This window comes from Pseudomonas sp. PA-6-3C, from assembly GCF_021605825.1.
Classification (GTDB): Bacteria; Pseudomonadota; Gammaproteobacteria; order Pseudomonadales; family Pseudomonadaceae; genus Aquipseudomonas; species Aquipseudomonas edaphica.
The window spans coordinates 71,851-86,413 of record NZ_WKDV01000019.1 but is presented as its reverse complement, the minus strand read 5'-3'; the positions used below and the strand labels follow the sequence as shown (position 1 = coordinate 86,413).

Annotated in this window: 9 protein-coding genes; 1 reads left to right on the top strand and 8 read right to left on the bottom strand. The window is 62.1% G+C overall.

All coding sequences use genetic code 11. From position 1 onward, the window contains the following. The first annotated feature begins 36 nt into the window (after positions 1-36). Entirely contained in the window at positions 37-300 is a 264-nt protein-coding gene (locus tag GIW48_RS14890; RefSeq protein ID WP_236460682.1) for a hypothetical protein, read from the top strand. Here GIW48_RS14890 and GIW48_RS14885 read toward each other — a convergent pair whose 3' ends face one another. From GIW48_RS14885 to GIW48_RS14850, 8 genes are all read right to left on the bottom strand, one after another. Further along, positions 301-1,731 (bottom strand): polyurethane esterase, encoded by a 1,431-nt coding sequence (locus GIW48_RS14885; RefSeq protein ID WP_169985975.1) that lies wholly within the window; start codon positions 1,729-1,731, stop codon positions 301-303. It abuts the gene before it with no gap. A 192-nt stretch (positions 1,732-1,923) separates the two neighbouring features. After that, a complete protein-coding gene (locus GIW48_RS14880) occupies positions 1,924-5,031 on the bottom strand; it encodes an autotransporter outer membrane beta-barrel domain-containing protein (protein ID WP_170037154.1) in 3,108 nt (1,035 codons plus the stop codon). A 169-nt stretch (positions 5,032-5,200) separates the two neighbouring features. Then, complete coding sequence (gene eprS / locus GIW48_RS14875; protein WP_236460683.1) at positions 5,201-8,158, bottom strand: autotransporter serine peptidase EprS; 2,958 nt, start codon at positions 8,156-8,158, stop codon at positions 5,201-5,203. 30 nt (positions 8,159-8,188) lie between these two features. Beyond that, positions 8,189-9,523, bottom strand: coding sequence for a TolC family outer membrane protein (locus tag GIW48_RS14870; protein WP_236460684.1), 1,335 nt, complete (start codon positions 9,521-9,523; stop codon positions 8,189-8,191). A 2-nt stretch (positions 9,524-9,525) separates the two neighbouring features. Then, on the bottom strand, positions 9,526-10,839 hold the full coding sequence (locus GIW48_RS14865) for an HlyD family type I secretion periplasmic adaptor subunit (RefSeq protein WP_236460685.1): 1,314 nt from the start codon (positions 10,837-10,839) through the stop codon (positions 9,526-9,528). Continuing rightward, positions 10,836-12,593 (bottom strand): type I secretion system permease/ATPase, encoded by a 1,758-nt coding sequence (locus GIW48_RS14860; protein WP_236460686.1) that lies wholly within the window; start codon positions 12,591-12,593, stop codon positions 10,836-10,838. Before GIW48_RS14860 ends, GIW48_RS14865 begins: the two co-directional genes overlap by 4 nt. Positions 12,594-12,695: 102 nt before the next feature. Then, positions 12,696-13,064, bottom strand: a complete 369-nt coding sequence (locus tag GIW48_RS14855; RefSeq protein ID WP_026013573.1) for a protease inhibitor Inh/omp19 family protein — start codon at positions 13,062-13,064, stop codon at positions 12,696-12,698. Between the two features lie 49 nt (positions 13,065-13,113). Beyond that, entirely contained in the window at positions 13,114-14,562 is a 1,449-nt protein-coding gene (locus tag GIW48_RS14850) for a serralysin family metalloprotease (RefSeq protein ID WP_099549789.1), read from the bottom strand. Position 14,563: the final 1 nt, after the last annotated feature.

Here is a 14,563-nt window from a genome sequence, read left to right as displayed (position 1 = left end):
AAGGCGGTAGAACGGAGAAAGACGGCCATGGCACTCATGTCCCGGACGGTACGCGCGCTGTTACTCATCCCCCTGAGCCTGGCGGCGCTGGCCAGCGCGCCGGCGTTTGCCGATACCATCATCATTCGTCAGCCGCCGCGGGTCATCGTAGTTGCTCCCCCGCCGCCGCCGGTTTATTACGGGCATTGGGGTTACGCCCCACGGCCTTATTACTACCCACATCATGTTTACAGCTATGGCTACGGCTACCCCCACCGGCCGTACTATGGTGGCGGCTGGCGGGGGCAACACTGGCACTGATCAGCCGATGCTGACGCCATCCGCCCACAGGCCGCCGTGCCCGACGCCGACCAGGGTCACCGAGTCGGCGCCAAAGGTCAGCACCGTGTCTGCGCCGACCACTTTGGCATGGTCACGCAGGTCGGTGCTGCCCTCCACATTCTGGAACACCAGCTTGTCCGTGGTTTGGTAGCCAATCACCCGATCATTGCCAAAATGGCCGCTGAACAGGAAGGTGTTATGCCCGCTGTTGTCGCGGATTGTGTCATTGCCTTTGCCACCTTCGATAAAGTCTGCGCCCTTGCCGCCCTGGATCAGGTCATTGCCGTGGCTGCCGATAATGAATGTGTTGCCCTTGTGCGGTTCGGCATTGCGGTTAAGGTCCTGCACCCAGGTGGTAGCCCGCGCCGGGTCGGACAGGTTGGCGACAATCACTGTGGAGTCGCGGGTCATCTGGTCGTAAAAGCCGGACTCGAGGATGCGCGTCATGCCGTCGCCATAACCGGTGGGCAAATGTGAGACCCAGGTCGGCAGGTTGACGATCGAAAACGGCAGGATATTCCACAACGTCGAGGCGTAGTGGTCGTTGAAGCTGACGATATTGTCGGTGGTCGACTCGTGGGGTTTGTCGTGCACGCCCAGGGACGACAGGTTGAAGGATGAGCCGTCGAGCGCGCGGAACACCGGGTCGTTTTCGTAGCCGATATTGAGCACTTTATCGCCCGCGCTCTGGGTCGGTGAGGCATAGGCCACGTAGTTGGCGTCCTTGTAGAACCCCGACCATTTGTTGTTGCTCAAATCCGCCATGCTGTTGACCGCCAGCCCGCCCAGGCTGTGGCCGCTGACCACCACGTCCTTGCCGCTCAGGCCATGGGCGCCGGCATAGTCGGCGACATTCTTGAGCAAGCCGCCAAAGGCTTCGCCCGCATAGTTCTTTGCATAATCCTTGGGGCCGAAGGCCGCCAGCAGATCGCTGATCACGTCGCCGATGGAATCTGTGATCAAGCTTTCCCGTGGCCCCGACGTGCCACGAAAGCCGATGCCGATTTCGAGCAGTTTGCCGGCGTCATCGTACTTGCCCAGCACCTCGACCTGGGCGGTGGTGTAACCGGCTTTTTCGCCAAAGAAGGTGCCGCGCGCATCGACCTTGCCGCCATAGCCCAGGTCACTGGCGCTGATAGGCGTCCAGCCGGCTTTTTGCACCGCCTCAAGCGCGGCCTTTTCCGAGTCGGGGTTCCAGGGAATCCCCGGGATCACCCCTTGCGAATTAGTACTGCCCAGCAACGCCCCCACCAGCGTGGCCGGCAAGCCAAGCCCCAGGCCGTTGTGCTGGTAACCCACGGCAAAGCCGTTGTCCAGGTTGTGGTAGGAATACAGCGTGATCGCCATGGCATCGGCGAACAGTGTTTTGGAGCCCTCGGTGCCGAGGTTTTTATAGTCAAAGATACCCATGGTAGTGCCTCTCTGTTGTTGGATTTGTAGAGAAAGCGAAAACACGTGTGGCCCTCGTGGTGAGTGAGCCTATGTGGGAGCTGGCTTGCCTGCGATAGCCTCACCTCGGTACAACTGACCGACCGAGGTGTCTGCATCGCGGGCAAGCCCGGCTCCCACATAAGCCCAAACCCATACAAGGTGTGAAGCCTTTTAGAACGCCCAGTCGAGGCTCAACCCCACCCCGTGGACCTTGTCCTTGCTGGCCAACAGGCCGTTGTAATCAAAATTGACCCGTGCATCCTTGCTCAGCGCCAGGCTGACCCGCGCACCGACCAACGCGGCGTCGCGCACCATCGGCGCACTTTCCACTGCGAACGCAGGGCCGCCCGAGGCGAACGCCAGGTGCTGCTCGGAATCGGTGCTGCTCAGGTTGTGCTGCCAGCCCAGGGTGCCGGACACTTCCAGTTGCTGGTGATCGTTCACGTTAAAGGTCTTCAAGGCGCGCACGCCCAGGGTGCTCAGCACCACATCGCGGGTGTCGTCATGGCCTTTGAGCGCGGCGGCGTCACCCTTTTCGGTGAACCCATCAGTGTCCAGATGCACATAGGCCAGGTTGGCGAATGGCTCCAGGGCCAGCGGTTGCAGGTTGACGCGGTAAGCCGCCTCACCAAACACCTGGGTGCTGCTCGCGTCCACTTTGACCTTCTGCTTGCCGGCCACATCACCGTATTGCAGGTCACGCTTCACATCGGCGCGATGCCAGCTGTAGGTCGCCCCACCGCTCAGGCGCAAGGCACCGATTTCATGCCCGGCATAGGCACCGAAGTGGTAGCTGTCGACCGAGGCACGGGAATGGGTGTCGTTGCCCATGTTCAAGGAGGTGTCACTGTAGCCAGCGACCAAACCGATACGCGTCGAGTCATCCAGTGCGCCATCCACACCGGCGAGCATGCCGCCCAGCGACGTGGTGTAGCCCGCGGTGTCGCTGCGGCTGTCGGTCTTGCCCCACGCGCCCAAGGCCTTGACCCACACGTTGCCACGGCTGTCGATGGTTTCGCTGCTGGCGCCCATCTCGCCATTGCGCAGGCGTTCGCCAACGGCTTCGCGCACGTAACGGCTGTCGTTGATTAACGCACTTTGCAGCGCCGGGTAGATTTCGCCGGAGAGCTGCTGGAACGCGCCTTGGGCCGAGGCCGCATTGGGCGCCAGCAACAGGCTTTCATACACCGCATTGCCGGCGCCCAATTGGTCCGCCGCTGCCGCGACCGCACGCTGGTTCGGCGTGACCGCCACACTGGCGAAGCTGTTGGTGCGTGCCACGTCCAGTTGCACGCCGTTGGCGGCATAGTTCAGCGTGCCGCCGATAAACAGGTAGTTCGGCAGCACCGCGCCGAAGCTGCCGGTAATACCGCCTGCGGCTTGCAGGATGTTGTACTGGCGGCCAATCAGGCTTTGCGCCTGTGCGTTGGTTAGCAGCGTCGGGCTGTTCTCCAGGGCCAGGGTCACGGTACCGCCATTGAGCGTGGCGGTGCCGCCGGCCACAATGCGGTCGCTGCTGGTGGGCGACAGCTCAACCGCGTAGGTCGAACCCGCATCAAAGGTGACATTGCCTGCCACATTCAAGGTGCCGATGGAGTTGCCCGGCGCCACGGTGCCGCCGCTTTTGGCAGTCAGCGAGCCGATACGGCCCGAGCCACCGAGCACGCCGGCCTGGCTGACGGTAACGTCGGAAGTGACCGAGCCATTAATCGCCAGCAAGCCCTGGTTGACCAGGGTCGGCCCGCTGTAGGTGTTGGTGCCGCTCAGCACCAACGTACCGATGCCTTGCTTGGTCAGGCCGCCATGGCCGGAAATGTCATTGCTCCACACATCCAGGCCGCAATGCACGTCGGTGCACAGACGCTGGGTCGGTTTACCGGCATCCACCACCGCACCAATGCCTGGCAGGTCGGCGACAAACTGGCTGCTGCCATAGGCGCCATCGATACGGAACTCAGCAGGAATATCCTCAGCGGTCACGAACATCCCTGGCCCGTTGACTGCTTTGCCCAGGTTGATCATGCCCCAGCCATACAGCGCGTCGATGCCCGGCGCGCCAAGGTCGGTGGCGGTGGTTTTGAGCACGGTGGCGACCTGCTCGCCGCTCATGTACGGGAAGCGCTCCATCAGCACCGCCGCTGCGCCGGCCACATGGGGCGCAGCCATGGAGGTGCCGTTTTTGTTGGCCCAGTCGGTGGTCAGGTTGCTCAGGTCGGTGCCGTTGATGATCGAACTGAAGATTTTGGTACCGGGTGCCGACACACAGAAGCTCGCCGCATAACCGCAACGTGACGAGAAGGTGCTGATCACATACGGGTTGGCACTCGCGGTGTCCGGGTTTTGCTGCAAGGCGGCTACCGACAGCCAGTTCGGTGCAATTTCCGGCACAAAGTACGCAAGACCCGACATCGCGTCCGGGTTGTTGCGGTTGTAGTCGTTACCGGCGGCAAAGATGGTCAGCACGCCGCTGCGGGCCGCATCGATTGCGCCTTGGTAGGCGCCGCCGGCAAGCGTGCCGAGGATCGGCCGGATGTTGTTGAACTGCGCCTGGGCTTCATTGACCGTGAAGTTGGGGTACGCCGGATCGCGGCCGCCCTTGGCGTATTGATCGCCAATGCCGATGCCCCAGCTGTTGTTGATGATGCGTGCGCCGCTGGCCACCAGCCCATCCCAACCGGCCTTGTACACCGCGCCGTCGTTGCCGAGGATGATCCCGTCTTCCGGGCCTGGGTCGCCGTTTTCGGCGCTGAGGATCTGCGCATTGAACGCCACGCCATGCATCGGCCCGCCGTCACGGTTACCGGCGGCAATCCCGCCGACGTGGGTGCCGTGGTTACCCAGCTTGCCGTTGGAGTCCTTGGACGGCGTGCCGTCATAGCGGAACGCATCGCCGGCCTTCACCGGGATATACGGGTCGGTGTATTGGCGGATGCCCTCGGTGACAATCGTCACCACCTTGTTGGGGCTGGCGAACTCCGGGTGCTGCGCATACACCGGCTGGTCAAAGATGCCCAGCTTGACGCCTTTGCCGGTGTAGCCGGCGGCATACGCAGTGTCTGAATGGATGGCGCCCAGCCCCCAATCGGCCTTGAACTCGTTGCTGCGCCAACTGGCGGCATCGCCCAGTTTGCCGGTTTCCACATAGGGTGCGGCCTGGGCGGTCCCCAGACTTGCCAGGCAGCACAGCAACGCGCCGTATGGCACGCAGCTCAAAGCCTTGAGCGGGTAGCCCGGGCCTGTGTGAGTGGCGGTATTTAACCCTGGTTTGCGTTTGTTCACGGTGACCTTCCTTAGTTTTCTTATTGCACTTTTTTGGAAATCCAACCTGATCGTTCCCACGCTCCGCGTGGGAATGCAGCCCAGGACGCTCTGCGTCCAAAGCGTGACGCAGAGCGTCACAAGAGGCATTCCCACGCAAAGCGTGGGAACGATCATCGCTGCGGCGTGTTTAGAACTGCCAGTTCAGGCTCAGCCCCACGCCTTGGGTGTTCGCACGCCCACCCAACTGGCCGTTGTAATCCAGGTTGACCCGCGTGGCCTTGCTCAGCGCCAGGCTGGCCTGCACACCGACCAGCGCGGCATCACGCAACAACGGCGAACTGCGCACGGCAAAGGACGGCCCGCCGGCGACAAACGCCAAGTGTTCTTCGGATTCAACCGCCGTCAGGCTGTGCTGCCAGCCCAGCGAACCGGACAGTTCGAGCTGCTGATGGTCATTCAGAGGCAGGGTTTTCAAGGCCCGCACACCGAGGGTGCTGAGCACCGCATCGCGCCGATCGCTGCCACGTTCCAGCGCCGCCGCAGCGCCTTTTTCATGAAAGGAATCACTGTCCAGGTGTACATAGGCCAGGTTGGCGAACGGCTCCAGCGCCAGCGGTTGCAGGTGAATGCGGTACGCAGCTTCAGTGAACAACTGCGCCGTGCGCGCATCCAGCTTGGTCTTTTGCTTGCCGCTGACTTCGCCGTACTGCAGGTCACGCTTTACGTCGCCGCGATGCCAGCTGTAGGCACCACCCACGCTGACGCGCCAGTCGCCCAGTTCACGCCCGGCATACGCGCCGAAGTGGTAACTGTCGATGGACGCCGACGAGTGCGTGCCACTGCCCATGTTCAGCGAACTGTCGCTGTAGCCGGCAACCACACCCACGCGGGTCTGCTCGTCCAGCGCGCCGTCCACACCGGCGAGCAAACCGCCAATCGAGGTGGTCGAGCCTGCCGTTTCGCTGCGGCTGTCGGTCTTGCCCCAGGCGCCAAGGGCCTTGATCCACAGGTTGCTTTCGCCGTTCACGGGCACATGGCGCAGGCGTTCACCTACAGCATCGCGCAGTTGTAGGCTGTCGTTGATCAGCATCGCGCCAATCGCCGGGTAGATCTCACCCGACAGTTGCTGCAAGCCCTGGCGGGCCGTGACCACCGAGTCCGACTGCAACAGGCTTTCATACACCGGGTTGCCGGCGCCCAACTGCTCGGCCGCCGCCGCGACACTGCGCTGGTTGCGCGTGGCGGCAACGCTGGCGAACGCAGCGTTATTGCGCCCCACATCCAACTGCACGCCGTTGGCGGCGTAATCAAGGGTGCCGCCGAGGAACAGGTAGTTCGGCAGCACCTGGCCAAACTGGCCCTGAACGCCGCCCGCCGCCTGGAGGATGGTGTACTGGCGGCCGATCAGGCTTTGCACTTGGCTCTGGCTGAGCAGTGTGGGGCTGTTTTCCAGCGCCAGGGTCACGGTGCCGCCGCCCAGCACGGCTTTGCCGCCTGCGACGATGCGGTCGCTGCTGGTGGGCGTGAGTTCCACCGCATAGGTGGAGCCTGCGCCCAGGTTCACATCACCGGCTACCTGCAAGGTGCCTACCGAATTACCCGGTGCCACGGTGCCGCCGCTGTTGACGCTCAAGGCGCCGATGCGCCCGGAGCCGCCGAGGGTGCCGCTGTTGTTGACGGTCACCGCCGAGGTCAGCGAACCGTTGACTGCCAACAGGCCGCCATTCACGCTGGTGGCACCGCGATACGTGCTGTAGCCGCTGAGCACCAGGCTGCCGGCGCCGGATTTGATCAGGCTGCCTTCATACACGCGGTTGGCTGCGGCCTGATCACGGGCAGTGCCAACGGCGTAATCGGTCTGGTCCTGTTGGCTGGCATTTGCGCCCACGCCGTTCTGCCAGCCCTTGTCGATCAAGGTTTGCTGCCAGGCACTGTGCTCGGCGCGGTCTTCGGCCTGGCGTTGAACCAACGCTTGGTCGGAGATGCCGTTGCTCCACACATCGCCCTGCCCGGCCGCGAGGTTGACGTTCATGTTGCCAAGCAATTGCCCCGGGCCATGCATCGCTCGGCCAAGGTCCGGCACGCCCCAGCCGACGATGGTATTCGGTGCTTGAGTGGCAGAGCCATCGAGTTGCGTGGCAGTGGTCAACAGTACCTGCAACGCCTGCTCATTGGTCATGTACGGGTAGCGCTCCATCACCAGCGCCAGCGCGCCGGTGGCATGCGGTGCCGACATCGAGGTGCCGGACTTGACCCCATAACCGCCATCGGGAATGGTGCTGTTGATCAGCGCGCCAGGCGTAGAGATGCACCAGTATTTGGCGATTCCGCACTTGTTGTATTTCTGGTTATTGGCTTTATCCAGGCCGGACACCGCCAGCCAGTGGCCTTCTAGTTCCGGCTGGAAATACGGCAAGGCCGAGCGCACGCTGGCATTCGCATACCCGCTGTTGCCGGCGCTGAACACGTTGATCACCCCGGCCTTGGCCACATCCGCCGCGGCATCCAGCCAGGTGCCCTGGTTGTAATGCTGCGCATAGGCGGCGTGCAGGTCGCCGAGGGTCTGGTAACTGACATCCTTGGGCTGGCTGCCCCAGCTGTTGTTGATGGCGCGCACGCCGGAATCCACCAGCGCGGTGTACACCGCCTTGAAATACTTGGGGTCCGGGGTCGGGCCAAACAGGAAGCTGTCGTTGGCGTTGGTGTTGCCCACGTAGATTTGCGCGTTGTAGGCCACACCGTGCATGCCCACGCCATCACGGGCTGCGCCCATGGTGCCGGTGACATGGGTGCCGTGGGAATCATTGTTGGGGTTGAGTGCGCCGGTGGTGCTGAACGGCTTGCCATCGACGTAGGTGCCGCTGGCGGTGACAGCGTGGTAGCGGTCTTTGGAAGCTTCAGGGTGGTTGGGGTCAAAACCCGAATCCAGCGCGCCGACTTTGACCCCGCTGCCGGTGATACCGGCCGCATAGGCTTCATCCGCCTTCATGCGCCCCAGGCCCCAGTCGCTCTGGAACTCGGCGGAGCGCCAACTGGCGGGGTTACCCGCTTGGCCGTTTTCGGTATAGGCCGCCTGTGCCGCAACGGACAACAGGAGTAACGAGCCTGCGGTAAACGGTTTGAAACGTGGTGAATGGGTGATCATCTAACCCCTCCTTATTCTTCTTATGGATGCTCATTTCACCGGGCCGAAAGCCTCATCGACTTTCGCCAGGTCGGTGTCGCGCAAGTTGCCCGCGTAGTAGTGCAATTTGGTCCAGGCCATCAGGTAGTCGTAGCGGGCCTGGGCCAGGTCGCGACGGGTGCTGTACAGCTGCTGCTCGGCGTTCAGTGCGTCGAGGTTGACCCGCTCGCCACCGAGGATGCTTTGCTTGGTCGACACCACCAGCGCTTCGGCCGAGGTCAGGGCCTTTTGGTACGCACGCAATTTGCTCACCCCCGACAGGCACGCACTGAACTGGCGGCGCAGTTCGATCAGGGTTTCGCGGGTCTTGCCTTCCAGTTCGTACTCGGCCTGTTCCATGCCACGGCTGGCCTGACGGGTGGAGGCGGAGATACCGCCACCGGCGTACAGCGGCAGGCTTACTTCGACACCGATGGTGTTGGTGTCGTAGCGCTGGTTGTAGGTGTTGCCGCTGTCGGACTCCTGTTTACGCGAGCTGGCATACGCGGTGATCTTGGGCAAATGCCCGGCGCGGTTGCGCTCCACTTCATAACGCGCGACTTCCACGGCCTGGCGCTGGGACGCCAGCGTGGGGTTATTGCTCAGCGCCAGTTCATGCCAGGTGTCGTAGTTGGCCGGGGTCAGGATGAAGGCAGCAAAGCTCTGGTTCAGCGGCGCCAGGTCGTGGATGTCGACGCTTTGCACGCCGATCAACGCCCCCAGCTCGCGCAACGACGCGTCCTGCTCGTCCAGCGCCTGGATCTCTTCGGCGGTAGCCAGCTCATAGCGCGACTCGGCTTCGAGAATGTCGGTGCGCGTGCCTTCGCCCTGTTGGAACAGGTGCTGGTTCTGCTGGAACTGCTGCTCGTAGGCCTTTTTCTTGGCGCGGGCGATGTCGATCTGGTCCTGGGCAAACAGCGCCTGGGTGTAATAGCTCAGCACCCGCACCAGCAGCGCCTGGCTCTTGTCGCGAAAGCTTTCATCGGCGAACAGCGCCTGGGCCACGCCCTTGCGATAGTTGGCATAGGCTTCGTAGTCGAACAACGGCTGTTGCAAGCTGAAGGTCGAGCCATAGCTGTTGTAGTTGCGGTCGTCGCGATAACTGCCGCCGCGCCCGTCCGGCAGGTGCGCCTCGGAGTTGTTGCGGCCCTTGTTGTAGTTGTACGACAGCCGCGGCAGCAGCCCGGCACGGCCAATGGTGCGGTTTTCCAGGCCCGCGTCGCGTTCCTTGATGGCGCCCAGAAACACCGGATCGTTACGCAATGCCTGCTCGTACACATCAAACGGCCCCATGGCTGCCTGGGAAACGCCGCACACCAACATCAACGAAATGAACACAACGCGCATGCTCATTCCTCAGTCAACGCAGAACCGGCGCGATCGAGCAGCGGTTTGAACAGGTAGTTGAGCAAGGAGCGTTCGCCGGTGCGTACAAACATCTCGGCGGGCATGCCCGGTTTGATCACCAGGCCGTGGAGTTTTTCCAATGCAGCCTCGCTGACCGTGGTGCGCAGCACGTAGTAAGGCTGGCCGGTCTTTTCATCGAGCATCTGGTCGGCCGAAATCAGGCTGACTTCGCCCGGCACGCGCGGGGTGCGGCTCTGGTTGAAGGCAGTGAAGAGGATATCGACCGGCAGGTGGGTGCCCACTTTATCGACTAGATGCACCGGCAGGCGCCCTTCCACCTCCAGGCGCGTGCCCTGGGGCACGATCTCCAGCAGAGTCTCACCGGCGCGCACCACGGCGCCCTCGGTGTGCACACTGAGGTTGACTGCAATGCCATCGGCTGGCGCATTGATCTCGCTGTGCTGCAAATCAAAGCCCGCCGAGGTCAGTTGCTGCTCCAGGGTCAGGCTGCGCAGTTGCGCGTCGGCCAGTTGGCTGCGCACCTCTTTTTGATATTCCTCACTGTGCTGTTGCAATTTGAGGCGTGACTCGAGAATGCCCTGCTCCACGCGTCCGCTTTCTCCGCTGTTCTGCGCCAGGTCCTGTTGCACCTGGGACAGTTGGCGCTGGTAGTCCAGCAAGCGGTTGCGCGGGATATAGCCGTTGTCGGCCAACGGTTGCAGGTTGGCGAGTTGATCACGCAGCGATTGCGCCTGGGCGGACAGGTCGGTGCGCGCGCGGCGCATGCCACTCAGTTGCGAGGTGGCGCCATCGATATTGGCGCGGATCCCGGCCTGCTCGCGGGCAAAGGCTTCGCGGCGGCTGCTGAACAATTGGCGCTGGCCTTCCAGCACCAACGCCAAAGCCGGATCGGGATTGGCGCTCAGCTCAACGGGAAAGGTAATTGCTGCCTGGTTATCACGCTCGCTCTGCCAGCGTGCCACGCTGGCCCAGGCCATGCGGTACTGGGCTTGCAGCGACTGCACGTCGGCCTGGTTCTGGGTCTGGTCGAGGCGAAACAGCGGCTGGCCCTGTTTGACCAACTCGCCCTCCTTCACCAGGATCCGGCTGACCACCCCAGGGCTGAAGGTTTGCACGGCCTTGCGCTTGCCCGAGACCACCACCGTGCCTTGCACCGGGATGCCCTGGTCCAAGGGCGCGAGGCTGGCCCAAAGGAAAAAACCACCGGCGCCGACAATCGTCAACCACCAGCCCATCTTTACGAAAAAACCGGCATCACGTTCTTTAAAGCGGGGCTCTACAGTAAGGCTGCTCATGCGCCTGGATTCCTTCCGGTCTGGTACTGACGGCTAAGGCTCACACCGGCCTTTTCCCGTGGCGCTTCCTGCTGTTGCTGGCCCGACAACGCGCGCAGCACTTCCTGGCTGGGGCCGAAGGCCTGCAATTGGCCTTCACTGAGCACCAGCAACTTGTCGGCCTGGGCCAACGCCGAGGAGCGGTGGGTGACCAGCACCACGCTGCTGCCCTGGGCTTTCATCTGCACGATGGCACTGGCCAGGGCGGCCTCGCCCACGGTGTCGAGGTTGGAGTTGGGTTCATCCAGCACGATCAAACGCGGCGCGCCATACAGCGCACGCGCCAGGGCCACCCGCTGCTTCTGGCCGCCGGAGAGGCCGCCACCGTTGTCGCCCAACACGGTGTCGTAGCCTTGCGGCAGACGCAGGATCAACTCATGCACACCGGCCTGTTGCGCGGCTTTCACCACCAGCTCCGGGTCGGCTTCACAAAAGCGCGCAATGTTGTCGGCGATGCTGCCGCTGAACAGTTCGATGTCCTGGGGCAAGTAGCCGATATGCGGGCCGAGGTCGTCGCGGTTCCAGCGATGGATATCCGCGCCGTCCAGGCGCACGGTGCCGGCCAGGGTTGGCCACACGCCAACCAGCACACGGGCCAGGGTCGATTTGCCCGAACCCGAAGCACCGAGCACGCCCAGCACTTCACCGGCGCCGAGGTTGAAACTGACCTGTTGCAAGGTCGCCACACGCCGCCCCGGCGGGCCGGCGCTGACGTGCTCGAAACTCACCTGGCCCTTGGGCGCCGGCAACGCCATTTGCTCGGCTTCGGGTGGGTATTCACGCAGCAGGTCGTCAAGGCGTTGGTAAGCCAGCTTGGCCGAACTCCACTGCTTCCACACCGCAATCAATTGGTCGATAGGGCTGAGTACACGGCCCATCAGGATGGACCCGGCGATCATCATCCCGGCGGTCATCTCGCCCTTGATCACCAGAAAGGCGCCCAGGCCCAGCACCAAGGATTGCAGGCACAGGCGCAGGGATTTGCTCAGCGAGGTAATCACCGAGCCGGTGTCGCTGGCCCGGTTCTGAAACCCGAGGAACTGCGAATGCACCGCGAACCAGCGTTTACGCAACGCGCCGAGCATGCCCATGGCCTGGATGGTCTCGGCGTTGTGCAGGTGGCTGGTAGCCAGCTGGGTTGATTGTTGGGAAAAAACACCCGCCTCGCCCAGTGGTTTTTTGGTCAGGTATTCATTCAGGCACGCCAGCGCGATCAACAACACAGCGCCCGCCGTGGCCAACACGCCCAGCCACACGTTGAACAGGAAAATCACAAACAGGTAGATGGGAAACCACGGCGCATCGAAGAACGCGAACAACGCAGGCCCGGTGATGAATTGGCGGATCACGGTCAAATCGCCCAGCGATTGCCCGGCATGCCCCTGCCCGCGTTGCAGGTTGCGTTCAAACGCGGCTTTGTACACGCGCAAGTTGAAGCGCCGCTCCAACTGGCTGCCGATGCGAATCACGACAAAACTGCGCAGTACTTCCAGCGTGCCGATGAAGACAAAGAAACCCACGACCATCAGCGTCAACATCACCAGGGTGGTTTCATTCTGGGAGGACAACACACGGTCGTACACTTGCAGCATGTAAATCGACGGCACCAGCATCAACAGGTTAATCAAGGCGGTAAAGCAGCCGATGCTGATCAAAATACCCTTGTATTCACCCAGCGCCCTAAATAAGGGCGCAACCACATTGGACTTCGCCATAGTGTCTGTTCTTCCCCGAAGCCAATGACGCGCAATAGTTGCCCGTGCCCTGAAGTGGGCGGCCAACTATTAAACTCTTGTTATAAGCTTATAACTTTTTAATTAAGGTGTTCGTTGCAGCACAACTTCCGGTATTGAAGGCGTGCGCCCTTTGTATTCACCGTCTTTCTCGCGATTCAAATGAATAATCCCGCTGCCCTCTGCATTAAACAGCCAGATACCGTCCGGGGTCGGCGACCAAGTCAGGGGCTTTTCCCTCAGCCATAGCTCGGCGCAGGCGACATCACCGGCCACGGCGTTGGGCTCATCCAACAGGTCGAGCGCACACACTTGGTCCTGTTGCTGCAATTGCCAATGGCCGGCCAATTGCGCGGTGGTGGGTAAAACCAGACTGCTCGCCATGACGTGGGCTCCTGCCGAAACGAACAACACCTGTGAAGCACAGGCGATCAAATGGGAAAAACGCGGCATCTGCTGCTCCATCCTGAGAGCGCGGCGCCGGGGCGCCGCGCGCTTTACATCAGGCTACGATGTCGCTGGAGACTGCCTGGCCGACGGTGGTGACGAGGAAGTCCGCCACGCCGTGCCCGGAGAAGTCCACCGCCAAGGTGCCCAGGTTAGTACCCGAGGCATAGCTCAGTACAGCATCGCCGGCATGCCCGGTGAATGCATTGACGAAGCTCAAGCCTGCACCTTTGGTGATGCCGGACAGGTCGATCTTGTCCGAACCGGAGGTGAAGTCAAAGATCTTGTCCGCCGCACCCGGCTTGGAGTCGGAACTGGCACCGTACACGAAGGTGTCATTGCCGGCGCCGCCCCATAGTTGGTCCGCACCGCCACCGCCGTAGATGATGTCGTTGCCGGCACCGCCTTTGATGATGTTGGCGGCGTTGTTGCCGATGATCAGGTCATTGCCCGAACCGCCGAACGCGTTCTCGATGGTAACGCCCTTGGCGATGGACACGTTGCCCACCAGGCCGCCAACGTCGGAGAACGAGGCCTCATTGAGGTTGATCTTCTGGTTTTGGGTGAAACCGGAGAAGTCCAGGGTGTCGTTGCCGCCACCGTCCCATACCGAGAACACCAGCTTGTCGGCATTGGACGTGGCGCTGAGGAAGTCACGCCCGGTGTTGGAGTTGAAACCGTAGGTGGTGTCGCCGGCGCGGGTGGCGTAGTTGGCGCCGTAGAGCTTCTGGATCGCGGCAATGTCGTCGATCAGCGGGCCGGACGAATAGGCTTCGACCCCGCCTTTACTGAAGTTCTGGTTGGTGTTGCTCTCGCTCCAGTAACTCATGACGCTGTAGCCACGCGTGTCCTGTCCATAGTCCGCGTCTTTGTACGAAGGGTTGCCGGTCCCGGCGTTGTAGTCGCCAGGGTGATCGAGGCCCAGGGTGTGCCCGATTTCGTGGGTCAGGGTCTGCCGGCCATAGTTGTTCAGGTCCGGGGTCTTGTTCGGTGTGTAACTGTTGTTGGTCAGGTACCAGGAAGTACCGTCCAGCCCGCTCTCGTTGTACTTGGCATTGGTGCCAGGCAGGTAAGCGAAGGCCGCTGCGCCATCCTGGCCGCTGCTGTAGTTGCCAAAGGTCATGTGGAAGTCACCGCCCGAGGATTTCTCGGTGAAGGTGACGTTGGCCACATCCGCCCAGGATTGCATGGCCAATGCGGCCTGTGCTTTCTGCTGGGTGTTGAACTGGCTGAACCCGGAGATGCCATGTTTGTTCATGGTGGCCGAGGAAGCCGAGGTCAGGAAGGTGTAGGTGAGGTCGATCTTGCCGTTGCCATCAATGTCCCGATACGCAGCATTCTCGCGCAACAGGTGGTCGGCGGCCTGGTCCACTGTGAACGAGGGCTTTCCATTGACCGTGAGGTTACCGCCACGGTCATACAGATGGCTGAAGCTATCGATTTGCGAGTAAGCAGTGCTGGCTTGCGCGGCAGATACAATAGCTTTGTCTTTTACTTTTGACATA

What these genes read in the sequence shown, in the direction of transcription:
- GIW48_RS14865 (WP_236460685.1), bottom strand. Translation starts at nt 10,839, where the DNA reads ATGAGCAGCCTTACTGTAGAGCCCCGCTTTAAAGAACGTGATGCCGGT.
- GIW48_RS14870 (WP_236460684.1), bottom strand. Translation starts at nt 9,523, where the DNA reads ATGCGCGTTGTGTTCATTTCGTTGATGTTGGTGTGCGGCGTTTCCCAG.
- GIW48_RS14855 (WP_026013573.1), bottom strand. Translation starts at nt 13,064, where the DNA reads ATGCCGCGTTTTTCCCATTTGATCGCCTGTGCTTCACAGGTGTTGTTC.
- GIW48_RS14885 (WP_169985975.1), bottom strand. Translation starts at nt 1,731, where the DNA reads ATGGGTATCTTTGACTATAAAAACCTCGGCACCGAGGGCTCCAAAACA.
- eprS (WP_236460683.1), bottom strand. Translation starts at nt 8,158, where the DNA reads ATGATCACCCATTCACCACGTTTCAAACCGTTTACCGCAGGCTCGTTA.
- GIW48_RS14860 (WP_236460686.1), bottom strand. Translation starts at nt 12,593, where the DNA reads ATGGCGAAGTCCAATGTGGTTGCGCCCTTATTTAGGGCGCTGGGTGAA.
- GIW48_RS14890 (WP_236460682.1), top strand. Translation starts at nt 37, where the DNA reads ATGTCCCGGACGGTACGCGCGCTGTTACTCATCCCCCTGAGCCTGGCG.
- GIW48_RS14850 (WP_099549789.1), bottom strand. Translation starts at nt 14,562, where the DNA reads ATGTCAAAAGTAAAAGACAAAGCTATTGTATCTGCCGCGCAAGCCAGC.